Here is a 24,070-nt window from a genome sequence, read left to right as displayed (position 1 = left end):
TACTCTAATGTGCAAAATTATGCAAAAATTGTAAAAAAAACAGTCAAACTGATTAATTTAACTGTTTATATGATTTGTAAGGTAATTAGTTTTTCTTTGCTAATTTAGCTTTGATGTGATTGTTAGGGTTAAATTTAATAAATTTGTAAAGTTTGTAGAATTCAAATGAAACTGTAAGCACAAATCCAAGTAATAATGGAATTAATCAGTAAACAACTGAGTATGATGTTTTTAAAGCGATTAATTTTGCATCATTTACAAACTCAACAATATCAACATTTCCAAACACTGAAGCAAGTCCAGGAATGAATGCTGAAGCAACAACGCAGATAAAGCTGAATGCTGAAGCTAAGTAAACTAGGTAGTATTTTTTAATGTTTGTTACAAAAATGCTTTTTGAAGACATTAAGTTAAGTGAGTTAATACTTGAACCAATACCTAATGTAATGAATGTAGCAGAAGATGTAAGTTTTACAAATCATTCACCTTTAATACCTTGTGATTGAGCATATAACCCAACAAATAAGTATGAAAGTAATGATACAAATCCTAAGATTGAACTTTGGATAATTAAACTAATACCCATTCCATTTGCGAAGATACTATCATTTTTATTAAATGGTTTACGTTTCATAACATCTTCTTCATTTGGTACCATTCCAAGAGCAATAGCAGGAAGTCCGTGTGTAAGAAGGTTAATTCATAATAATTGTGCAGCTGTAAGAACAATAAATTCAGCTGTATTGATTGCATCTTTAAAGATAAATCTAAAGATGAATAAACCAAATAACATAACAATAATTTCTGTTAATGAAGAAATAAGTAAGTTTAAGATAACGGTTTTAATTCTGTCGAATGTTTCTCTACCACTTTTTACAGCGTGCACAATCGTGTTAAAGTTGTCATCAGTTAAAATAACATCAGCAGCTTGTTTAGAAACATCTGTTCCTGTAATTCCCATTGCACAACCGACGTCGGCTGCTTTAAGAGCAGGAGCATCATTAACACCGTCTCCTGTCATAGCAACAACTTGATTGTGTGCTTGTCAAGCTTTAACAATACGTAATTTGTCAGATGGATTTACACGAGCATATACAGAAATGTTTTTAACTTGTTCTAATAATTGTTCATCACTCATTTCTGCTAATTGTTTTCCATCAATTGCAATATCTCCATCTTTGAAAATTGATAAGCTTTTTGCGATTGAAACAGCAGTTGTCAAGTGATCACCTGTAATCATAACTGTTTTAATTCCAGCTGCAGTAGCTTCTTCGATTGAAGCTTTAACTGAAGCTCTAGGTGGATCAATCATTCCGATTAATCCTAAGAATACTAAATCATTTTCATCTTCAACACTAATTGAAGTTGTATCAGGTTTCATTTTTTTGTATCCAACAGCAATAACTCTGATTGAATCGTTTGATCATTGTTCATTAATGTGTGAATATTCATCAGCTTTGTTTTTTGATTTAGATAAGATTACATCAGGAGCACCTTTTGTAATCATTACTCTACCACCTTCAGGTGTTTCGATTAATACTGACATTGTTTTTCTGTCACTATCAAATGGAAGTGAAGAAATCTTTTTGTATCTAGAATAGAAACTATCTTTTGAATTGTTATTTTCAATTCCAAATCTTAAGATAGCTGTTTCAGTAGGGTCTCCGACTTCGTTGTAACTATTTTCAAGTTTTGTAACTTCTGCATCACAACAAGCAACAAATGATGCTAATGTTTGCGATTTAGCTAAGTTTTTATTATTTGGGTCAGCTGCTTCAAAGAATTTAACAACTGTCATTTTGTTTTCAGTTAGTGTTCCTGTTTTATCTGAACAAATAATTGATGTAGAACCTAATGTTTCAACAACAGGGAATGCTTTGATAATTGCATTTTGTTTTGTCATTCTTGAAACACCTATTGCTAAAAGAACTGTTGTGAAAGTAATTAACCCTTCAGGAATTGCAGCTACTGCAAGTGAAATACCAATGACAACAGCGTTTGAGTACACTTGAGGTTCATTTCAAGTGTTTGAAATTGTGTTTGTTAAAACAATTTGTAAGATTGTTGTTAAGAACAATAATACAACCCCAGCAATTCCGAAGATTTTACTTAATTTGTTTAATTTAATTTGTAATGGCGAAAGTTGAACTTCTTGTTCTTGGATAGATGAGTTAATCTTTCCGATTTCTGTGTTAGCACCAATTGCTTTTACAAGTGCAATTGCTCTACCATTTACAACGTATGTACTTGAGTAAATTTGATTGTATCTGTCACCTAATTGTAAAGATTCAATGTTTTCAATAGTTCCAACTTTTTTATCTACAGCAAGTGATTCACCAGTTAATGATGATTCAACTACACTAAGTGAGTAAGATTCAACTAATTCAGCATCAGCAGAGATGTAATCTCCAGCTTCAACCACAATTAAATCACCAATTGTAACTTGTGATGATGGAATAACAACTGTTTTTCCATCTCTTATAACTTTAGCCATAAGCTCATTAGATTTAGCTAATGCAGCTACAGCTTGATCACTCTTGATTTCCTGATAAGTTCCAAGCATAGAATTAAGTGCTACAACTACTAAAATGATAAATGGTTCAATATATGCAATAACGATTTCACTAGGTGTTTTTAATCTACCATCAACGTGTTCTCAAATAGTAACACCAAAACTAAATGCAGCAGCAATTAAAAGAATGATGATCATAAAATCTTTAAATTGATTTAAGAAAATTAAAAAGATGTTCTTTTTCTTTTTAGTTTCAATTGTGTTTAAACCGAATTGTTGATTTCTTTTAAGTGCTTCCTCAGAACTTAAACCAAGTTTTAAATCAGTTTGTGTTAAGTTTTCCATTTTTTTCTCCTTTCTTATGTAATTTAACTTATAAATAAGTTAAATAATTATACCTTTTGTTCCTGATTTGCTAAATTTAATATTTTTAAGCTACAAAATACAAAAACCACTAGCACATAGACTTAAAAGTCTTTGGCTAGTGGTCGGTTATTAAAGGTGTTTTTCTTGCTTTATTTAGATTTTGATAATCCTGATAAATCTAAATTTAAAGCAATTTGTTCTTATTCTTCTTCATTCTTGAAGTTATTAAATAAATTATCTACATCTAATGGTGACATTGAAAATTCTTCATCGTCTTCATATGAATCATAGTCATATGTTGAATACGGTTCATTGAATCTATTTATTAAATAAGCTCCATCGTCATTAAAAATAGAGTATCTAATTTTATTAGAATTTAAGTAGTTTTCTAATGTAGTTTTTAAAATACCAGTACCTTTACCTGTGATGAACATAATTTGATCAACTTTACCAGTTTTATAATCAAACAAATTGTTTGTAATTACAATTAGAGCCTCTTCAGCTAATAAACCGTGTAAATCAACTACTCTCATACTCTAATTTTAATTCCTGCGTTTTTCATTATGTCTAGAGCAAAGTTGTGGAATTTGTCTCCATTATGTTCAAGAGTATCATATGTATTAGTTGCATTTGAATAAACTATGACTTTTTTATCTGAATTTATTTTGTTCAAGTAAACTTTTAAACTTAAAGCAAGTTGCATAACACAAATATCTGTGCAACAACCTACAAGCACAAATTCATCGTATTGATCTCATAAGTTCATTGGAATATCGTAAAAACCATTTGTAGTATTTTTATAATAAACTTTTTGAACATATTCTTGCAATTCAGGAACTATTTGTGATTCTTTATCATTAGCTAAACAATGAATTGGATAAGTTTTCATTTCCAAATCATCTTCAGAGTGATGGTCGCATATGAAAATATTATGCTCATAGTTTTGCAACATATCTTCTATAGTAGGAATAATGTTATTTATTCTACTTGAAGATAATTTTCCTTCTTTAGCAAAACCGTTAAGCATATCTATTACTATTAATAAACTTTTTTTATTCATCTTATTGTTCTTTTTGACAAACAGGACAGAATGATGTTCCTCTCCCATTTGGTTTAAAGTCTAATTTAACTTTTTGAACAATTCCTTCTTTACATACTAAGCAACGTTTATTAGCTCTGCTATAAACTCTTAAATAGTTTTGATAATGTCCAACTACACCATTAACTGACGCATAAGTGTGAACTGTGCTACCACCTGCTTTGATACTGTCGTCCATAATGATTTGTACATTTTTTAAAAGTTCTTTAAGTTGTTCTTTTGTTAGTTTGTTGCATTTAGTCATTGGGTAAATTTTAGATGCAAATAAAGATTCATCTGCATAAATATTACCAATACCTAAAACAAGTTGTTGATCTAATAATGCAGCTTTAATTGAAATGTTTTTTCTTTGTAATTTTTCATATAAAGCATCAACATCTACATCTTTAGGTAACTTAGCTAACTTTTTGATTTCATAAACACTTCTTTTATCAGTGTTTGCAAAGTATTCAATTGATCCGAACATTCTTGGATCAACAAAAACAAAACATAAGTTGTCAGATAAATAAAATTCAACAATTATATGATTTACCATTTTCTTTAAGTCAGCTAAATGTTGTTGTTCTACAACATAAAACATACCTGACATTCTTAAATGGATAACCATTTTAGAATTGTCATCTAAATAAATTGTGATGAATTTACCATAATTTTGAATTTGGATAATTTTCTTATCAGTAACTGATTTTACAAACTCATCTAAAGGTACATTTTTAATAATTTTAGAAACATTAATTTGTACATTTTTGATAGTTTTGTTTAATATTTTTTTATTTAATTGTTCTGTGATTATAGTCACTTCAGGATATTCTGGCATTTTTACCTCCATTTTTTAGGGTTAAAAGTTTTTTAAATAAATTTACAAAAAATTTAATTTAGTATATATATTTTACTCTATAAGAGTAAAATTAAAATATGGAAAGATCAAAATATAAAGATATTTTCCTAGTATCTACAGATACTGTACCTGGACTTGGTAGTTTTGTTTCTCCTGAAACATTAGAAGCACTTTATGAACTTAAACAAAGACCTTTAGATAAAAAGATGGTAATTGTTGTAGGTTCATTAGAACAAGCTCAAGGATTTGCGCAATGAAATGAAGAAGCAAATGCATTTGCTATTCATAAATGACCTGGAGCAAATACAATTATTGTAAATGATCAAGGTTTCAGAATGCCAGCTTGCAAAGCGTTTCAAGAGTTCTTAATCAAAAATGGTCCAATGTATTTAACAAGTGCTAATTTATCAGGACAACCAGCTTCGAAAACTTTAGAAGAAGCTAAAGCACAATTCCCAATGATCCAAAATGTTATTGACTTCTGCGAAGGAACAGGAACACCAAGTACAATTTATAATTTAGATACTAGAGAAACTATCAGACGTTAAAATGTCTATAAAAACTCAAAAATAGAACTTTTGACAAAGTTTTGTTTTTGGTTTGCTTTTTATAATAACTGCTTCCATATAAATGAATTTATATATGAAATTATTTTGTGCATATTTTAGTTAGTCTGCTTGACTAACTTTTTTATTTTCCTTATTAATAATACATTATTAATAATTCTTTTAACTTTTTGTTTTAAGTGTTAAAATATTTTTGACTAAAAATAGTCCACATCATACTTAATATTTTGATGTTTTTAAATTATTAAATTTAGGAGGAAATTATGACACCACACATTCATGCTAAAAAAGGTGAAATAGCTAAAACAGTTATTATGCCAGGTGACCCATTAAGAGCAAAATTTATTGCTGAAACATACTTAGATGAAGGGTTCAAATTAGTTAATACAGTTAGAAATATGTTTATGTACACAGGTACATACAAAGGAAGACCAATCACTGTAGCAGCTAGTGGAATGGGATGTCCTTCAATCGGGATTTACTCATACGAATTATTCAAATTTTATGATGTAGATAGAATTATTAGAATTGGTTCAGCTGGATCATACAAAGCTGACTTAGGACTTTACGAAGTTGTTTTAGCATCAGAAGCTTTTGCTGACGCTGATGCATTTAGAAGAATTGCTTTAGGAAAAGAAGGAAACATTTCATTACCTTCAGCAAAATTAAACGAAGAAATTAAAGCTATTGCTGCTTCACAAGGAACAAAAATTACTGAAGGAAGAGTGCATTCATCAGACATATTCTACTCAGTTGTTCCACTTGAACAAAGAATTGAAGAAACACAATCAGTTTGTGTTGAAATGGAATCATTTGCATTATTCACAAATGCTGAAGCTACAGGAAAAGAAGCTGCTTGTTTATTAACAATTTCAGATAACTTAATTACACACGAAGAAACATCAGCTGAAGAACGTCAAACAGCATTTACAAAAATGATGGAGATTGCTTTAGAATTAGCAAAATAATATGCGTGTAGTAGATATTATTGAGAAAAAACGTTTAAATCATGAACTAACAAATGAAGAAATTGAATTTTTAATTAATTCATACGTTAGAGGTGAAGCACCAGATTACCAAATGAGTGCATTCTTAATGGCAGTTATGTTCAATGGAATGAACTCAAGAGAAATTGCAACAATGACAAAATATATGATGCATTCTGGTGAAGTTATGAACTTATCAGCTATTCCTGGTATTAAAGTTGACAAACACTCAACAGGTGGAATTGGAGATAAAACAACTTTAGCAGTAGGACCAATCGTTGCTGCTTTAGGGGCTCCAGTTGCTAAAATGAGTGGTAGAGGACTTGGGCACACAGGTGGAACTATCGATAAATTAGAAACTATTCCAGGTTTCACAGTTGAATTATCAGAAAAAGAATTTATCGATCAAGTTAAAGAACACGGCATTGCAGTTATTGGACAATCTGCATCACTTGTTCCAGCTGACAAAAAATTATATGCATTAAGAGATGTTACAGCAACAGTTGAATCTATTCCACTTATTGCTTCATCTATTATGTCTAAAAAATTAGCAACAGGTTCAAATGCTATCTTACTTGACGTTAAATGTGGAAATGGTGCTTTTATGAAAAATGAAAAAAGTGCTATTGCATTAGCAGAAACAATGATTAGCATCGGTAAAGAACTTAATGTAGACACAAGAGCTGAAATTACAAATATGTCAAGACCAATTGGTCGTGAAATCGGTAACAAAAACGAGGTTCTTGAAGCTATTAGAACTCTTGAAGGAAAAGGACCTGAAGATTTCAATGAATTAGTTTACTCATCTTGTGCAACAATTTTAGAACAAGCTAAAATTGCTAAATCACACGATGAAGCACTTAAAATGGTTGATGAAGTTATTAAAAACGGAAAAGCTCTTGAAAAATTCTATGAATTTGTAAGAGTACAACATGGTGATGTAGAAGCTCTTAAATCACCTACATTCTGAAATCCTAAATACAAATTAGAAGTTATTTCAGAAGACGAAGGATACTTAGAAATCTTTGACGCTTTAACATTTGGTATTGTTTCAATGAAATTAGGTGCTGGTAGAAAAACAAAAGAAGACAGCATTGACAATGAAGCTGGAATTACATTGAACAAGAAAACAAATGAAGAAGTTAAAAAAGGTGATGTATTATTCACATTATATTCATCAAACCCAATTGATGTTGAATTAGTTAACGAACTTAAACAAGGATACAAATTCAATAAAGAAAAAGTTGAAAACAAAATTATTATTGCTAAATTACAATAATTACATTAAACACTTAATTTAAATAGTTAAATTTAAACAAAGGATAAAATGAATTACAACAAATTAATCGATCATACTTTATTAAAAGCTGAAGCACAAAAAAAAGATATTGATAAATTAATCGACGAAGCTATTAAATATGACTTTGCTACAGTTTGTGTTAACTCAGGATGAGCAAAATACGCAGCTGAAAGATTAGCAGGAACAGGAATTGGTGTTACTGTAGTTGTTGGTTTCCCTTTGGGAGCTAACATTACAGCAGTTAAAGCACACGAAGCTAAATTAGCTATCGAACACGGTGCTACAGAGATTGATATGGTTATGGCTATCGGACGTTTCAAACAAGGAGACTACGAATACGTTCTTAACGACATCAAAAAAGTTAAAGAAGCTTGTGGAGATAAAGTTCTTAAAGTTATCATCGAAACAGCTTTATTATCAGAAGAAGAAATCAGAAAAGCAACTGAAATCGTTATGAAATCAGGTGCTGAATTCATCAAAACTTCAACAGGAACAAGCTTCCGTGGTGCATCATTAGAAGATGTTAAAATTATGAAAAGCGTTTGTGGAGACAAATTACTTATCAAAGCAGCTGGAGGAATTGCAAACATTGATGATTTAATCGCAATGCACGAAGCTGGAGCTACAAGATTTGGAACAAGTCGTTCAATCGCTATTGTTGAAGGAAAAACTTCTAAAGAAGGATACTAATCCTTTAATAATTATCAGATCACTATCATAAGATGGTGATTTTTTAATGCGCTTTATTCAATTTAAGTTCAAATTTGACTAAATTTACTAAATAAATGAGGTACAAAATGAAAAATAAAGAAAAACTTATAGATTTATTTGAAGTTCACGAAATCAGTGATGATTTATTCGACTTCTTATTTAAAAAATCGAAAATGACTGATAAATTAATTATGCCAATCTTACAAGTGGGTAATGAATACTTATTCTGTGAGGTTAAACACAAAAAATTCAAATTAGACACTGATATGGGTGTACTTTTATATACTGCAGATGGGTTAACTGATTATGAACTTAATGTAAACACAATATTTAAAATTAAAGAAGATATCTTGTTTAAGAATTCATACAACATTAATCACGAAGTACTACATAAGAAAATTAGTGAGTTTAATGAATTAGAAATTCTACAAATCATTCACGATAAAGTTATGGACAATCTAAGAAATGTAAAAGTAATTCAAATCAATCGATTAAATAATCAAATTTAGTCAAGTTAAACACAAAAACACTAAAATTAGATTAAAAAACATCTTAACAACTACGTTAAGATGTTTTTGATTATGTAATTATATTCATTTAAGTGCAATAGCTGTAATTAAGACAGCTACTAATGCAATTAATAGAACTAAAGAGAAAATAGCTAGTATATATGCTAGTCTGTTTTTCTTATATCTTTTAACAGATGTTTCATCTTTAACATTCTCTTCGATTACTAAATCAACTAATTGAGTATATTTTTTCTCTGATTTGATTGTTGAGTAACCTGGTTTTTTAGCATTTTTCTTTTGTCTAGGCATCGTAACCTTCTTTTGGAGTTATCATAATAGCAAAAGCTTCAGGACCTGTGTGAACTGAAATAACACTTGAAGTAAGTTGTTCATTAACAAGTTTAATTGAGTGTTTTTCTGCTTGTTCTTGAACTAATTTATTAACTTTTTCATCTATACCGTGCATTCAAGTGAAAACGTAATCTTCTGGTTTATCAACTGCTTCCATTACTTTTTCAAATAGTTTTTTAATAGCACCTGACGAAGTTAATTTGAATGAAACAAACGAAACTGCGTCATTTTTATCATATGAAAGGACAGGGTAAATACTTACTTTTGAAGCGATAAACTTTTTAACTGATGATAATCTACCACCTGAAATTAAATATTTTAAGTTCATAGGGAGTAAGAATGTGTGTGATTTTTCATTTATTTTAGCAAGATGATTGATAATAGATTGAACTTCTAAGCCTTGCTCACTTAGTTTTTTAGCATATTTAGCTGCATATAATAATTGAACACCTGCAAAGTGATTATCAACTACATGAATGTTTTTATATTCATTAGACATAGCTGCAACGTGATTTGGTGTAGAAGATAATTTAGATGAGATACCTAAATAAATAACTTCTTGGTTTTCCTCAGCAGCTTTTTTAACTGTGCTTTGAAGGATATCTAATTTTGGTGATGAAGTTTTAATATCAGTTGCAGCAGCAAGCTGTTCTAAAACTTCAAGAGGGTTAACTATACCATCTTGATAAACTTTTTTATCAATTTCTATCTGTAATGGTAAATAATAAAATCCGAGAGCTTCTGCTTCGGTTTTTGAGATTCCTGAAAAGGAATCAATGATAATACCTATTTTTTCCATAAAGTAAATTATATAGCAATTTATTGTAAAAAAATCTTATATATACATAAAATGTATATATAAAAATATATGCATTTTTAGTAATAATTTAGTTTTATTTTTTGACTAAAATGCCTTGTACACTATGCTAAAAGTATTTTCACACGTGTATATGTATATATAATATAAAAAATATTTAATAATAATTATATTTACAATATAATTATTACTATGACTAAACAAATGACAAAGATTATTTTTCTAACTATTATTACGTTAGGTTTCATATGAATTAAATGAAACAAAGAAAAGAAAGCTAAGAATACTATTTACCAAAGTAACAAGCTTCCTTTCAAAATTGAACAATTAGTTAGTGCTCTAGGTGCTAAAGAAAATATTGATAACTTTGAAGTTAAAATAAGTAGACTAGTTGTAACAGTTAAATCAAACAACAAAGTCGATACAGAAGCTTTAAAAGAATTAAAAGGTGTAAGTGGAATTTTATTATCTAGTTCTAAAGTATCTATAACACTTGGTGAGTATGCTAATGAAACATTAAGACAATTAGAACAACAAGTAAAATAATGAGGTTACAAAATGAGTAAAGAACAAAACAAATATAAGATTATTCTAGATAACTTATTAGATATTTCGCAGACTGACTCTTCTATATTTACTAAAATACAAAATAAATATTTTTATGACTTGTATTCGCTTATAGGAGATAAAAACTGAGATACGTTTTATAACAATGAAACATTTCAAATAAGTGCGCTAGACAATAATGTAATTACTTTGATTGAAAAAATTTCTAATATATCAGGACCTGATAACTTGGTCTTATATTTAGAAAGCAAACTTGATGTATTGCATCATTTAAAAATTAAAGTTAATTTAGAAAACGTACAACAAGATTGAGAATACTACAAGAAAAAGATTTTAAATGACTTACAGTTAATGTTACAAAAGTCAATCACACAATGAAAATTGTTAGATGACAAAGTAACTAACATTCTTGATGAAACAAATATTTGACCTTTATATATAGGTTTTCTATTTATTTCACTTAAGAAAGATGACAAATTCATTTATGCTCCTTTATTCTTAAAACAAGCATCAATTGATTTTGTAAACGGTAAACCAATTATTAAATCAGATGGAGATATTAAAGTTAATGAAAAACTTGTATTCTTCTTAAACAATAATGATTTCAAGATTTCTATTGACGCAGAATTTAAAGACTACAAGATTTCTACTTTAATTAATAAGTTACAAGAAGATTGAAACGATTTATTTGATTTACCAGTTTCACTTAAAAATCCTTTTGAGAAAATCTCAAATCCTGAGGAAGAAATTACTAATGAAAACATTAAATTCCATCCAGGTGCTGTTTTAGGAATTTACCAACCTTGAGGTGGGTATGCTAGAAACAGAATGAAAGAGATTGCTCAAAAAGATGAAATTGATAACATCATCAAAGTTGAGTTTAATAAAAACATTTATAAAGCTACAGTTGAGCATAATACATATAGAGATAACATAGGATTAATCAAGATAACAGATTCAAACTTATCTCAAGATAAGGCTATTGTAAGTTCGATGCTTCAAAACACTGTTATTTGAGGTCCACCTGGTACAGGTAAATCTCAAACAATAGTTAATATATTAGCTAACATCTTAGTAAGAAAGAAAACAGCAATTGTTGCGTCACAAAAGAGAGCAGCGCTTGAAGTTATTAAAAATAGATTAGATGATTTATCTGCATTCTGTTTATTTATATTAAATACAAAGAATACAAACAGAAAATCATTCTATGAACCTATTAAAAAATACTTAGATATGCTTGAGAACTTTAGTGGAACAAATGGATTCCATCCTTTGAATGTTATTTCAGAAAGCGAAATTAACTTTATAGATGCTGCTTCTGAATATCTAAATGATTCACTTGCAAAAGATGTTTTATTAACTTACTACTACTTTGCATCACAAAAGCAAGATTTCGATCATTTAACAGACATCGAGTTTCTATTATCGCTTCCAAAAGATGTTAAATATCCAATTGAACCAACAAACCGTCAAACAGCTAAAGAATTACTTAAATTAAGTAAATATAAATATTTACCTTTTGTAAAAGAATATAGAAGACTAAAAGAATTAGGTAACTTAATTGACGAAAAATTACCTACATTCAATGGTTCATTAAGTGATTTAATGAAATTTGTAAACACAATTGGATTTGAGCACATTAATTCAGAACACAGTCCATTTAAAAAACTTAATAATTTAATTACGGCTTACAAAAACATTCAACCTAGACCACAAAGAATGAGTATAAAAGAAGTCAGAGACTTTGTGGCTCACTTAATAGTGGCTAGAATTAATAAATTTGACGAAAAACTTAAAAAAGAATATAGAGAATTTGCTCAATCAGTAAGAATTCAAAACTTAGAACCTTATAGATTTGTTAAAAAATTCACTGGAATGATTAAACAATTATTCCCAATTGTAGTTGCTACACCTAACACAGATTTATCAGGTTGATCTAAAGAAGAATTTGATTATGCAATCCTTGATGAATCAAGTCAGATTTTCATTGAAAATGCCATTCCAATTCTTTATTTAGCAAAAATCAAAATCTTTGCTGGTGACACAGAGCAAATGAAACCGACTTCTTGATTTGTGCAACGTATTACAGATGATTCGATTTTCGGTAAAGTTGAATCAGTTCTAGATTATGCACTTTCATTAGGAGTTCATAATGTTATGCTTGATAAGAATTACCGTTCAAATCACGCTGAACTTATGGGGTTCTCATCAAAAACTTTCTACCAAAGTAAACTTAACGTTTTAGATGCTGCTAACGCTTGAAATAATGAACCGATTGAAGTTTACCAAGTAGATGGTTCTTGAGACCAAAACAAAAACATCGTTGAAGCTAAATTAGCTATAGACAAAGTAATAGAAAATATAGATAAATATAAGAAAATAATTCTTTTATCATTTAACGTTAAACAAAGTAATTACATAACAGAATTGATTTACAATCAATATCCATTACTTGAAAAAGCAATTCACAGCAAGAAACTTTTAATCAGAAACATTGAAAACATCCAAGGAGACGAAGCTGACTTAGTTATTGCAACAATTGCTTACGATAAGAACACAAAATTATCGTCTACATACGTTTCACGTCCAGGTGGTAAAAATGCTCTTAATGTAGCGATTTCACGTGCTAAAGAAAAAATGATTATCATTAAGACAATCAAATCTGAAGATATCATTTTAACACCTGAAATATCTGACGATATTAGAGTGTTCAAATCTTGACTTCAATTCTTAGAAAAAGAATCAGAACAAAGAAGAATTGAAATCAAAGAATCATTTGATCAAAACCATTATTCAATTTCAAATACTAAACTCAAGGACGACTGATTTAAAAACTTAGTATTTAACAGAATTAAAAGTGCAATTGCATATGATCCAAACTTTGAAGTGTTCAAAGATTACATAGTTGGTTCATTAGATATAGACATTGTAGTTACATACAACAAAATACCATTCAAATGTATTTCATTTGACACAATGTACTATGCAAATTCAAAAGAAAACTTCGTGTCTTTATATGATGCAGTTAAATTCTTAAAATCTAAATCATATGATGTGGAAGTTGTTACACCTATTAACTGAATTTGAATTCAAAATCAAATCGATAGTTGATTTACGCCTGCAAAAACAAAAGAGTTTAAATCAACTTCAAAAGGTCAAGTAACAAATACTTACACAATTAACAAAACTGCAGAACACGAAGTTGCTAGAGAACCACAAGTACAAAATCAAATTTTAACTGCACAAATCACAATTGAACCAATTGCTGAAGAAGTAGATGAAGTTGATTTAAATATTAATGATGAACAAATAATCGAAGCCGAAGAACAACCTGCAGAGCAAGTTGTAATTCTCTCAGATGAAAAAGTTGAACCTATAACAGAGACTGTTGTAGAGAAAAAAATCTTTAACTTTGATTCATCTGATGAGGATGAAGAAGAAGAAGAAGAAGAATTTATGGAGAGTAAAACTTCAGAAAGTATTCAAGAACAAAATAAACCTGAAGAAGTCGAAGACACACTTGAAGAAGAAATTGATTCAGAAGATCAATTAGTTGAGAAATCAAACTCAGAAAATGATAATAAAATAAAAACTCAAAATGATTCAGATGTTTATGAAGAAATCTGAACATTTGAAAACAATGAAGTTTCAAATGATAATATTGAAACTGAACAAATAATAGAAGATATACAAAATAAAGAAGTTAATGAAGAACCCGTTGCTGTAGACGAAATAGTAATTAAAGAAGAACAAACAACAGAAGAACCATTCATTAACCAAAGTGAAATTGATTCATCATTTGATGATATTTTCCAAATCAAACCAGAAAATATAGAAGAACAAATAACACAAGAATTTGTTGCAGACAGTACTAAAGAACAACAAACTTCTACAGATTCACAAGAATCACAAGTAGATGACCTAGATTACAGCGATGAAGATGATGATAATTTTGTATTAAATTTTGAATCATTCAACCCAAGAGCTGTTACAAAAGAAGAACAAATAACACTTGATAAAGTTGAACAAGCAGAAGAAGTGTTAAATAAGAAAAAATCTCATATAATTCATCCGACGATGCAAGATAAAACAGAAGAATGAATTTATGATGGACAATACGATGACTTTTAATAGATAGGAGAACTTATCATGACAATCGAAAAATTTTTAACATTTATGTCTAAGGACGTTAAAAGAAATTTAATTATTCACTTATTTACTTGTCACGAAAAAGAATGTGACGTTTTAGATTTAGTTGACCTTTTAAAGGAAAAACAAGCTAACGTTTCAAAACACTTAGGTGATTTAAGAAGAGACAAAGTGGTAGCTAGAACAAAACAAGGTAAAAAATCAAAATACTATGTAACAAATGAATTTAAAAAACAATATGGTTACTTAGTTGAAGAAATTATGGAACACTCAGATCCTGCTTTACTTGACAAAATGGCTTGCAAATGTTTTGGAGATGGACACGTAATGGAAGTTGGAGAACACAATCACAACTTAAAATACGTTTCAAGCGTAAACAAAAAATAATATGCAAAAACCAATTCCAAAAATTACTTTCTGAAAATTGACAAAAGGCATTCGAATATATTGTCTTTTGTCTATTTTTACAATTTTAGTAGAAGTTTTAATGCAGGTATTTTTACCTGATGTTTCAAAAGATGTAATTAATGCATTACAAAACAATACTGCTGATATTAATTATGTACTACAAAAAGGAGCTATTCTAATAGCTCTTGCTCTTATTGCGCTTCTAACAGGTATATTAGGTGCATATTTTTCAAATATTGCATCCACTAGATATGCTCAAAACATCAGAAACGCAATAATTAAACAAGTTAATGAATTTTCATTTGAAGATATTGACCATTTTACAAATGGTTCAATCATAAATAGACTGAATATAGATGTGAATAATGTTCAAATGTCATTTAGGTTCATAATCGGAACTTTTATTAGGTTACCTATTATCTTCTTGTTGTCACTTACAATGTCATTTAAACTATCATTGACTTTGTCATCTATATTCTTAGTAACATTACCAATATTATGTAGTTTCTTTGTTTTAATCTGATTTATTAGTTTCCCTAAATTCAAACTAATGTATAAACAATATGATTTATACAATCAAAAAATTCAAGAAAACTTAAACAGCATTAGAACAATCAAATCATATGTGACTGAAAACTCAGAATACAACAAAGTTGCATCTTTAGCTAATACACTTAAAGACACTAATATTAAAGTTAATAAGTACTTAACTTTTAACAGCTTATTAATTAATGGAATAATTTATAGCTCATTTATTACACTTGCAATAATTGGAACACAATTGTATTTAGGGCAAAAAATTCAAATTGGAACAATTATGGCATTTGGTTCATACATCTGAATGGTTTCAGGTTCTTTAATGGGAATTATGAACGTTTTAAGTCAAATTTTAATGTCAATTCCTGCTTCAAAAAGAATTAAAGAAATTTTAAATTATGTTCCTACTATATTAGATGCAAAAGACGCAATCAAACACAATGTAATTGCTGACATTGAATTTAAGAATGTTTCATTTGCATATGCAAATTCAAGTCATCAAGCACTTAAAAATATTAATCTTAGAATTCCAGCTAATAGTTCATTTGGAATTATTGGACAAACTGGTTCAGGAAAAACTACACTTATTAACTTAATTCCTAGATTTTATTCAGTTAAAGATGGAGCTATTTTAATTGATGGGATTAACATTAATAAGATTCAAAAAGATAATCTAAGACAACAAATTTCTGTTGTATTTCAAGATTCAACTTTATTTAAAGGAACTATTAGAGAAAATATGCTTTTTGCTAATCCTGATGCAACTGATGAGCAAATTTATCAAGCATTATCAGAAGCAAACATTTATGACTATGTCTATGGATTAGAAGATAAATTAGATCACGTAGTAGAACAAAGAGGAAGAAACTTTTCTGGTGGTCAAAAACAAAGATTAGCAATTGCTCAATCATTACTTAAACAACCTAAAATCTTAATTTTAGATGACTCAACATCAGCGCTTGATTCTAAAACTGAAAATCACGTGAAAAATGCTGTGTCAAAACTAAAAAATTGCACCAAAATTATCATTGCACAAAAGATTAGTTCAATCAAAGATTGTGACAATATTATCTTGTTACAAGATGGGAAAATCCAAATTCAAGGTAATCACGAGTATTTACTTAAACATAGTAAATACTATAATGAACTATACCAATCACAACAAAATGCAGGAGGTTTAGATGAGGTCGATGCAATCATTTAAATCACCTAATCACAATCTTAATTTAAAACTAACTAAAGAAGAAAAGTTAGATTCATTTAAGAAATTAGTTTCTTTATTATGAAAACATAATAAAGGATGATTGCTTTTAGCTTTTACTTTAGTTATATTTAGTGCAATGGGTAATATATATAACCAACTATTTTTAGGATATGTAATAGTTGACAAATTATTGTTAGGAACAAATCCATTTAATGAAGATAAGTTTTACATAATTATTTGTGTATCTGCACTTATTTTCTTAACAAGTATTATTTGTGATTTTATAGCTAATAGAATAATGATATCTATTACCTATAAAACAATGACCAATCTACGTTTGGGCTTGTATGAACATATACAAACTTTACCTATTAAATACTTTGATTCTAAATCTAAAGGTAATCTAGTATCTAGATTTACTTCAGATATAGATACACTTAGAATGTTTCTATCAAGAACAATAATTACAATTATTCAATCGTTTATAACTTTAACTGTATCACTTACAATCTTATTTGTACTTAACTGATTACTTAGTTTGATAATGGTTGCTTTAACAATACTAATAGCACTTAGTGCATACATTATTAGTAAAAAATCAAGTAAGTACTTTATTAATAAACAAAAAAATAACGGTCAAATAACAGGTTATGCAGAAGAAGTTATTTTAGGACTTAAAACTATTAAAATGTATGGTCAAAGTGCTAATGTAGTTAAGAATTTCTCCGATATTAATAACACACTAACTAAAAACAGTTTTAAATCTGAATTTATTTCTTCAATCATATGACCTTTATCAAAGAACTTAAGCAACATTGCTTATGCTCTTGTTATTATGATTGGAGCAATTGTTGTTATCACAAACCAATCAGGTAACGGAGTTGCTCTGGGATTAACAATCGGTATTGTTGTTTCGTTTTCTCAATCAGCTAAAAGTTTCTCAGGTCCAATTTCAGCAATGACTCAAACAGTAAGCTCATTTATGCTTGCGTTAGCTGGTTCAAAAAGAGTTTTCGATATATTAGCTCAAAAAAGCGAAATTAATCAAGGAACTATCAAATTAGTTAAAGTAATTAATGAAAATGATAAATACACTGAAGTTAATTTAAATGATAAAGATGGTTTCTATGCTTGAAAAACACAAGTAGGAAATCAAATCATTTACCAAAAAGCACAAGGTAAAATTGAATTTAAAAATGTATATTTTAAATACAATGAAAATGATGAAAAATACACATTAAAAGATATTAGTTTTGTAGCTAATCCAGGAGATAAAATTGCATTTGTTGGACCAACTGGTGCCGGAAAAACAACAATAGTGAACTTAATAACTAGATTTTATGAAGTAACTGATGGAGTGATATTGTATGACAATATACCTATTGAGAATATTGATAAATATTCTCTTAGAAAATCTATTGGTTATGTGCTTCAGGAAACAAGATTATTTACAGATACAATTCAAAATAATATAACATATGGTTCTGATTTATATGACGAACAAATGCTATCTAATGTTTCAAGAACAACTAATTTATTTGAACATATAGAAAAATTAGATGATAAATACTCAACTATGTTAACTAATTCAAGTTCTAATTTATCTCAAGGACAAAAACAACTTATTTCTATAGCAAGAGCTAGCTATAAAAATCCAATAGTTTTAATATTAGATGAAGCGACATCTAATATTGATACACATACAGAATTCCAAATAGAAAAAGCAACCGATAAGTTGCTTCAAAACAAAACATCATTTATCATAGCTCACAGATTAAGTACAGTTAAAAATGCTACAAAAATAATTGTTATAGATGATGGACAAATCATTGAACAAGGTTCTCACGATGAACTTATAAAAAATAAAAATCTATATGCTCAACTATGAGAATATGCTTCAAACAAATAGCAGGAAAAATCAATTTCTTGCTATTTTTATATATAAAAATAGAAAGCTTCACAAATCACAATAACAAACATTTCGTTCACAATTAATCAGTGCTATGCAAATAGTGCTGATTTTTTATATCTTTTTTAAGTTAATTAATTAACTAAAGATATAAAAAATAACAAGACTATTTAATCTTGCTATTTGTAATATTTAAATACTGTTTATAAGCATGTTTTAAGAATGCTTTTGACTTGTTATATGTAAGAATATTCAAAGCTCTTTTCATAGGGTAAAAATGCACTTTTTTGACCTCTGAGAGCAGTTTCTTAGGACAAGAAGTGGTTTTAGTATCTGCTACGAAGTAAGTTACTTCTTTTCAGTTACCTGTTCGATTAACAAAATATGTGTCAACATAAAATTTGTCTGCATAAATTGTTATATCTTTAATTGATGTTTCTTCAAAAACTTCACGATGCGCTGTGTCAAGTTTTGTTTCGTTATTTTCCATATGTCCTTTAGGAAAATTTCAAACATCATTAATTTGTTTGATTAATAAAACTTTAATTTGTTTTTTGAATTGTTTGAAAACAATTGCACCACACGAATATTCAGATACTTTTTGATCCATTATTTTTGATTTTCCAATCATTGTGTAGCTAATTGTTTAAGTTTTTCAACTTTGTTAAGTTGTTCTCAAGGTAAGTGTAAATCGTTTCTACCAAAGTGTCCATAGTATGCTGTTTGTAAGAAAATAGGTTTTCTAAGACCAAGAGCATCAATGATACCTTTAGGTGTTAAATCAAATAATTGAGTTACAAAGTCAGCAATTACACTGTCTGGAATGTTTTTAGATGTACCAAATGTTTCAATCATAATTGAAACTGGTTTAGCAACGCCGATTGCATAAGCAATTTGAACTTCACATCTGTCTGCTAAATTAGCTGCAACAATGTTTTTAGCAATTCATCTAGCGGCATATGCTGCTGATCTATCGACTTTAGTTGAATCTTTTCCTGAAAATGCTCCTCCACCGTGTCTTGCTGAACCACCATATGTGTCAACTATTATTTTACGTCCTGTAAGACCTGTGTCACCAATAGGTCCACCGATAACAAATTGACCTGTTGGGTTGATTAAAATGTGTTTAGGTGCATCTAAGTTGTATTCTTTTAATACAGGTAAAATAATTTGTTCTTTAATGTATTTTTTAAACTCTTGTTCGTTGTAGTTTTTAGAATGTTGAATACTTAATAAAACTGTGTCTACAAATACATTGTCTTTGTCTGTGTAATCTAATGTAACTTGTGATTTCATATCAGCTTTAGCTCATTTGAATTCCATATTTTGTCTTAAGTTTTCAGCTCTTTTAACTAAAGCGTGAGCTAATGTAATTCCCAAAGGCATATATTCAGGTGTTTCGTTAATTGCATAACCGAACATTAAACCTTGGTCACCAGCACCGATTTCGTGTCCTTTTTCGACACCCATAGCGATGTCTTCGCTTTGTTTTTTGATGTCTGTAATGAAACTTGTTTCTGTTGTGTAGTATCCGAGTTCTTTCAAGATGTTTTTAGCTATTTCTATAACATCAATATCAGCAGATGATTTAACTTCTCCTGCTATGAAAATATTATGCCCACTTGCCATCGTTTCAATAGCAACTTTTGACGTTGGATCTAAAGCAAGGTAAGCATCTAAGATTGCATCAGAAATTTGGTCACATAATTTATCTGGGTGACCTCTTCCAACTGATTCACTTGTAAAAAGTTTTCTCATTTTATCTCCTAATTTAATCAAATGTTCACTAATTATTCAGTCATTTATTTTGGGCTAATAAATTCATTGAAAAGTTAGCAAGATAATTTTACTATAAATCCATTAAATAACCTCGCGTTTGCTTCTATTTTTCAGGACAATGAGTAAGAAAAATAAGGAAAATGAAGTGAAAATTTTGTTTTGAAAATAAGATGAAAATTACAAAATAAAACCCACTAAAATAGTGAGTTTTAAGTTAATCATTTATTATTCAGGTAATACTAATGTTTGTGTGTATTCTTTATTATTTTCACTTGAAACTTGGTATGTAATTGTAACTGATTTGTTTGCTTCATCTAATGTTCCATTAAGGTATTTACTATTTTTTAAAACAATGTTTGATACGCTTAAACCTTCTTTAAGTGCGAATAATTTATTGTTATCTTGGTTACCACCAGATGTTATACCGAAGAATGCACCTTTACTGTATGATTGTAATAAACCGTTTGTTTTAATTTTACCTTGTTTAGCATCATATGTAGTTTTAGCATTAGCATATGTAGCTGTTGATAACACAACGAATGCATCTTTGTATTCTGATTCAGCTTCTGCAACAACAGGTTGTTCTGATGATGTAGAATCAGTATTAGCTGTTGATTCATTCTCTGCTGCTGGAGCTGGTGTTGCTTCTTTAGCTTTCAATCCATTAAGAACTTGTGAGAATTTTCCGTTCATTGACTCTGTTAATTCTGTAGCTTTTGGCTCAGCTGATTTTACGAAGTAGAATACTTTTTGACCTTCTGCAACTGAAGGAATAACTGTTTCAAATTCAAAACTAATTTTTGCACTTGTTTCAGACGCATCGCCTGGAATAGTTTCGATTTTTGCAACTTTGAATTTAGATGCTTCTTTGAAGTTTTCATCTAATACATACCCATATTCTTCACCACCAGCTTTTGGAAGGATTGTCATTGGTGTGAATTTTAATGCAGTTGTAACATTTTCAACTGTTAAGTCGCTAAATGAAACTTCACTCATACTTTGTTTATTTAATGCTTCTAATAATTTTGCTTCGTCAATTGTGAATGCTTTTTGAACATTGTATGTATTAACAATACCAGCAGCACTCATTGTTAAAACAGGTAATTGTGTAACTTCAACTTCATCTTCTAATGATGTAGCTTCTGTGCTTCCTGATTTGTACATAAAGATATCATTGTGTGATCTATCATCTAAGTATAAGTATGGAATAACTTTAGTTTTTCCTTCTTTAAGGTTTGTGCTTGCATCTACTACTGTAAATGCTCCTTTAACTAAATCATCACCTGTAACTGATACTTTGATTACATTTTCTAATGTTTTGTTTGTATATGAACCAGCTAAATATTTAGCACCAGCTGAAACACCTTTAGCAGTTTGAGGTTGAATTGCAAGGTTGTTTTCTTGATCTTTATCAACTGATGTTGAAATTGTTGATAAAACTGCTCTGAATTTTTCATATGCTTGGTCTTTTGAGATATAACCTGCAACTTCAAAGTCTTCTGATGTAGGATCTGTTTGACCTTCTTTTGTTGTTTTAACAGTAACTTTAGCTTTTCCAGCAAATAATAATTCTTTAGCAGCTCTACCTTCATCTGTATCTGCTTTTGATAATTCATATAAGTCAACTACTGATTTTTCAACAAGTGTAACACCTTCTGGAATATCAATTGTAAAGTCATTAATATCAGCTACGTAAGCTGTTTTCTTTCCTGTAACATCTGCATTAAGTGTTACTGATACTTTTTTCTCTTCTACTGGTGGTGTCACTGGGTCTGGATTAGGAGTTTCATTTCCTCCGTTTCCATCTCCAGGGTTACCTGTGTTTGGATTTTGATTACCATCTTTAGGGTTAGTTGAAGTTCCTGTTCCTGGGTTTGCAGGTTGTTTTAAATCTTTATTATTGTCGCCTTTATTGAATTTTCCTAAAGCTGCCATAGGAATTGTAACAATAGCTGTTCCTAATGCTGCAGCTCCTAAAATGGTGAATGCAACTTTTCAAGATCTTTTCATAATTTCTCCTTTTCAATTTCAATTTTGAAAATTGAAAAATAATTTAACTAATTTTCATTTTTAATTTGTCTAATGATTTCATCAATTTTGTATCCATTCTTAGAAACTGTATCTAAGTGGAAATGAACTGAAGGCACTTTACGTCAATCGAGTGATTTGGATAACACTTTTTTAACATAACCTGCTGCATTGTTTAATGCTTCGATACCTTTTTCTTCGTTTTTGAATAATGATACAAACACTTTCACATGTGATAAGTCAGGTGATAGTTGAATATCCATCACTACTGGGTCTATTACATTTGAATTTGTAATATCATTAGTCACTATGTCAGCAATCAATTGATGTAATCTTGCTTCTTTTCTTTTTAAACTAATTTCGTTCATAGTTAAATTATACTTTCTTTCTTATTGAATATATATAAATATAACTATAACTATTTTATACACCTTTTACCCTAAAATGTAAGAATTTTCTTAAATTTTTGACAAAATGTGTAAAAAATAACATCTTTTTCACAAGATGCTAATATATTTTGGTAATTTTGATTAATTTAATTTTGAAATTTTCGTAATTTTTCTAGCTTAAAGTAAATGATTGTTCATATACTTTGTCGCCATTATCTTTGATTTTGTATTTAATTGTAAGTATTTTTGTTTCTGGATTTCAAGTTCCATCAAAATACTTGTTATCCTTAGTATCTCTAGTTGAAAGGAATTGGTCAATTGTAATTCCTTCTTTAGGAAGAAGAATTTTATTATCATCGCCTTGACCACCAGATTTAATTCCTATACCATTGAAACCTTTGTAAAGTTGTAAAAGACCATATCTGCTAATTTGATTAGCTTTTTCTTGAACCTTAGCATTTACATATGCAAATGTGCCAGCTGGTTGCAATACGAATGCATTTTCGTATTGGTCAACTCGAGCTGCTATAGTTCTTGGATTATCGGTTCCACCATTTACTGGATTAACAGGAACTGGTTGTGGTTCTGGATTGGTTGGTGTTTTAGGTTCTTCAGATTTTTGTTCTTTTGCAGAACATTGACCAGCAATAAGCGGCATTGATGCTACTGATAAAACACCTGTAGCAAAAAGTAAGAATTTGATTTTTTTCATTTATCCTCTTTTATTCTTTTGTCTAAAAAAAGAATGTTTGTTAATTTATTAAATATATTTAATTTGAAAAAATTGAATATATTTTACTTATACACCTTTATCAAATGAAAGTAAAGTAAATTTCTTAATTTCCCGAGTTTCCAAGTTTGACCTTTTTTAAGGGTCGTTTTTTAATCCATATATCTATAGATATATGAAGGAAAAGAAATTTTATTTTTTTACTTACATTACACACATAAAATGGTATAATAAAGAGTATGAAATACAACTTATGCAGAAAAAAACAAAACGGAAAATACTATTTAGTCTTAGCAATTTCAAAAGGTTTTAAAA

The 24,070-nt window shown here is 29.0% G+C and carries 21 protein-coding genes; 10 read left to right on the top strand and 11 right to left on the bottom strand.

The window, feature by feature from the left end:
• Window positions 1–85 precede the first annotated feature (85 nt).
• The 4 genes from ACMZI9_RS02235 to mutM all read right to left on the bottom strand — a co-directional run bounded on the left by ACMZI9_RS02235 (window position 86) and on the right by mutM (window position 4,794).
• Window positions 86–2,857 (bottom strand): cation-translocating P-type ATPase, encoded by a 2,772-nt coding sequence (locus ACMZI9_RS02235; RefSeq protein ID WP_416099192.1) that lies wholly within the window; start codon window positions 2,855–2,857, stop codon window positions 86–88.
• Between the two features lie 221 nt (window positions 2,858–3,078).
• Window positions 3,079–3,411 carry a Smr/MutS family protein gene (locus ACMZI9_RS02230; protein WP_323176375.1) on the bottom strand — a complete coding sequence of 111 codons (333 nt, stop codon included), beginning with the start codon at window positions 3,409–3,411 and terminating at the stop codon, window positions 3,079–3,081.
• A complete protein-coding gene (locus ACMZI9_RS02225; RefSeq protein WP_323176376.1) occupies window positions 3,402–3,938 on the bottom strand; it encodes an isochorismatase family cysteine hydrolase in 537 nt (178 codons plus the stop codon). The genes ACMZI9_RS02230 and ACMZI9_RS02225 overlap by 10 nt, the downstream gene beginning before the upstream one ends.
• Window position 3,939: 1 nt before the next feature.
• Window positions 3,940–4,794 carry a bifunctional DNA-formamidopyrimidine glycosylase/DNA-(apurinic or apyrimidinic site) lyase gene (mutM, locus tag ACMZI9_RS02220; RefSeq protein WP_416099191.1) on the bottom strand — a complete coding sequence of 285 codons (855 nt, stop codon included), beginning with the start codon at window positions 4,792–4,794 and terminating at the stop codon, window positions 3,940–3,942.
• Between the two features lie 98 nt (window positions 4,795–4,892).
• Here mutM and ACMZI9_RS02215 point away from each other — a divergent pair, with 98 nt between their 5' ends.
• The 5 genes from ACMZI9_RS02215 to ACMZI9_RS02195 all read left to right on the top strand — a co-directional run bounded on the left by ACMZI9_RS02215 (window position 4,893) and on the right by ACMZI9_RS02195 (window position 8,887).
• Window positions 4,893–5,363, top strand: a complete 471-nt coding sequence (locus tag ACMZI9_RS02215) for an L-threonylcarbamoyladenylate synthase (RefSeq protein WP_416099190.1) — start codon at window positions 4,893–4,895, stop codon at window positions 5,361–5,363.
• Between the two features lie 281 nt (window positions 5,364–5,644).
• Window positions 5,645–6,349, top strand: coding sequence for a purine-nucleoside phosphorylase (gene deoD, locus ACMZI9_RS02210; protein ID WP_257088632.1), 705 nt, complete (start codon window positions 5,645–5,647; stop codon window positions 6,347–6,349).
• Window position 6,350: 1 nt separating this feature from the next.
• Window positions 6,351–7,646 carry a pyrimidine-nucleoside phosphorylase gene (locus tag ACMZI9_RS02205; protein WP_416099189.1) on the top strand — a complete coding sequence of 432 codons (1,296 nt, stop codon included), beginning with the start codon at window positions 6,351–6,353 and terminating at the stop codon, window positions 7,644–7,646.
• Window positions 7,647–7,694: 48 nt separating this feature from the next.
• A complete protein-coding gene (gene deoC / locus ACMZI9_RS02200; RefSeq protein WP_416099188.1) occupies window positions 7,695–8,357 on the top strand; it encodes a deoxyribose-phosphate aldolase in 663 nt (220 codons plus the stop codon).
• Window positions 8,358–8,464: 107 nt separating this feature from the next.
• Window positions 8,465–8,887: a hypothetical protein gene (locus ACMZI9_RS02195; RefSeq protein ID WP_416099187.1), complete on the top strand. Its 423-nt coding sequence runs from the start codon at window positions 8,465–8,467 to the stop codon at window positions 8,885–8,887.
• A 78-nt stretch (window positions 8,888–8,965) separates the two neighbouring features.
• On the opposite strand, the gene ACMZI9_RS02190 is transcribed toward ACMZI9_RS02195, so the two are convergent.
• Together ACMZI9_RS02190 and ACMZI9_RS02185 are read right to left on the bottom strand one after the other, a co-directional pair.
• Window positions 8,966–9,196 (bottom strand): hypothetical protein, encoded by a 231-nt coding sequence (locus tag ACMZI9_RS02190; RefSeq protein WP_257088624.1) that lies wholly within the window; start codon window positions 9,194–9,196, stop codon window positions 8,966–8,968.
• Window positions 9,189–10,037, bottom strand: coding sequence for a DegV family protein (locus tag ACMZI9_RS02185; protein ID WP_416099186.1), 849 nt, complete (start codon window positions 10,035–10,037; stop codon window positions 9,189–9,191). The genes ACMZI9_RS02190 and ACMZI9_RS02185 overlap by 8 nt, the downstream gene beginning before the upstream one ends.
• A 210-nt stretch (window positions 10,038–10,247) precedes the next feature.
• Here ACMZI9_RS02185 and ACMZI9_RS02180 point away from each other — a divergent pair, with 210 nt between their 5' ends.
• The 5 genes from ACMZI9_RS02180 to ACMZI9_RS02160 are packed head-to-tail and all read left to right on the top strand — an operon-like array spanning window position 10,248 to window position 18,829.
• A complete protein-coding gene (locus ACMZI9_RS02180) occupies window positions 10,248–10,601 on the top strand; it encodes a PTS glucose transporter subunit IIB (RefSeq protein WP_416099185.1) in 354 nt (117 codons plus the stop codon).
• Window positions 10,602–10,613: 12 nt separating this feature from the next.
• Complete coding sequence (locus tag ACMZI9_RS02175) at window positions 10,614–14,753, top strand: AAA domain-containing protein (RefSeq protein ID WP_416099184.1); 4,140 nt, start codon at window positions 10,614–10,616, stop codon at window positions 14,751–14,753.
• 18 nt (window positions 14,754–14,771) lie between these two features.
• Window positions 14,772–15,158, top strand: coding sequence for a transcriptional regulator (locus ACMZI9_RS02170; protein WP_257088616.1), 387 nt, complete (start codon window positions 14,772–14,774; stop codon window positions 15,156–15,158).
• Between the two features lies 1 nt (window position 15,159).
• The gene (locus tag ACMZI9_RS02165) at window positions 15,160–16,920 is read left to right on the top strand and encodes an ABC transporter ATP-binding protein (protein ID WP_323176386.1); all 1,761 of its coding nucleotides are present in this window, start codon (window positions 15,160–15,162) and stop codon (window positions 16,918–16,920) included.
• Window positions 16,898–18,829, top strand: coding sequence for an ABC transporter ATP-binding protein (locus tag ACMZI9_RS02160; RefSeq protein WP_323176387.1), 1,932 nt, complete (start codon window positions 16,898–16,900; stop codon window positions 18,827–18,829). The genes ACMZI9_RS02165 and ACMZI9_RS02160 overlap by 23 nt, the downstream gene beginning before the upstream one ends.
• Before the next feature lie 166 nt (window positions 18,830–18,995).
• Here ACMZI9_RS02160 and ACMZI9_RS02155 read toward each other — a convergent pair whose 3' ends face one another.
• From ACMZI9_RS02155 to ACMZI9_RS02135, 5 genes are all read right to left on the bottom strand, one after another.
• Complete coding sequence (locus tag ACMZI9_RS02155) at window positions 18,996–19,439, bottom strand: NUDIX domain-containing protein (RefSeq protein WP_323176388.1); 444 nt, start codon at window positions 19,437–19,439, stop codon at window positions 18,996–18,998.
• Window positions 19,439–20,587, bottom strand: a complete 1,149-nt coding sequence (metK, locus tag ACMZI9_RS02150) for a methionine adenosyltransferase (RefSeq protein ID WP_323176389.1) — start codon at window positions 20,585–20,587, stop codon at window positions 19,439–19,441. The genes ACMZI9_RS02155 and metK overlap by 1 nt, the downstream gene beginning before the upstream one ends.
• Before the next feature lie 246 nt (window positions 20,588–20,833).
• Complete coding sequence (locus ACMZI9_RS02145) at window positions 20,834–22,618, bottom strand: hypothetical protein (RefSeq protein WP_323176390.1); 1,785 nt, start codon at window positions 22,616–22,618, stop codon at window positions 20,834–20,836.
• A 47-nt stretch (window positions 22,619–22,665) separates the two neighbouring features.
• A complete protein-coding gene (gene rbfA, locus ACMZI9_RS02140) occupies window positions 22,666–23,004 on the bottom strand; it encodes a 30S ribosome-binding factor RbfA (protein ID WP_257089750.1) in 339 nt (112 codons plus the stop codon).
• 193 nt (window positions 23,005–23,197) lie between these two features.
• Window positions 23,198–23,737, bottom strand: coding sequence for a hypothetical protein (locus tag ACMZI9_RS02135; RefSeq protein WP_323176391.1), 540 nt, complete (start codon window positions 23,735–23,737; stop codon window positions 23,198–23,200).
• Window positions 23,738–24,070: the final 333 nt, after the last annotated feature.

Origin of the sequence: Mycoplasma sp. 4079, assembly GCF_047785185.1 — a bacterium.
Lineage (GTDB): Bacteria > Bacillota_I > Bacilli_A > Mycoplasmatales > Metamycoplasmataceae > Mycoplasmopsis.
The sequence above is the reverse complement of the archived record's forward strand: the minus strand, read 5'-3'. Positions and strand labels throughout refer to the sequence as shown.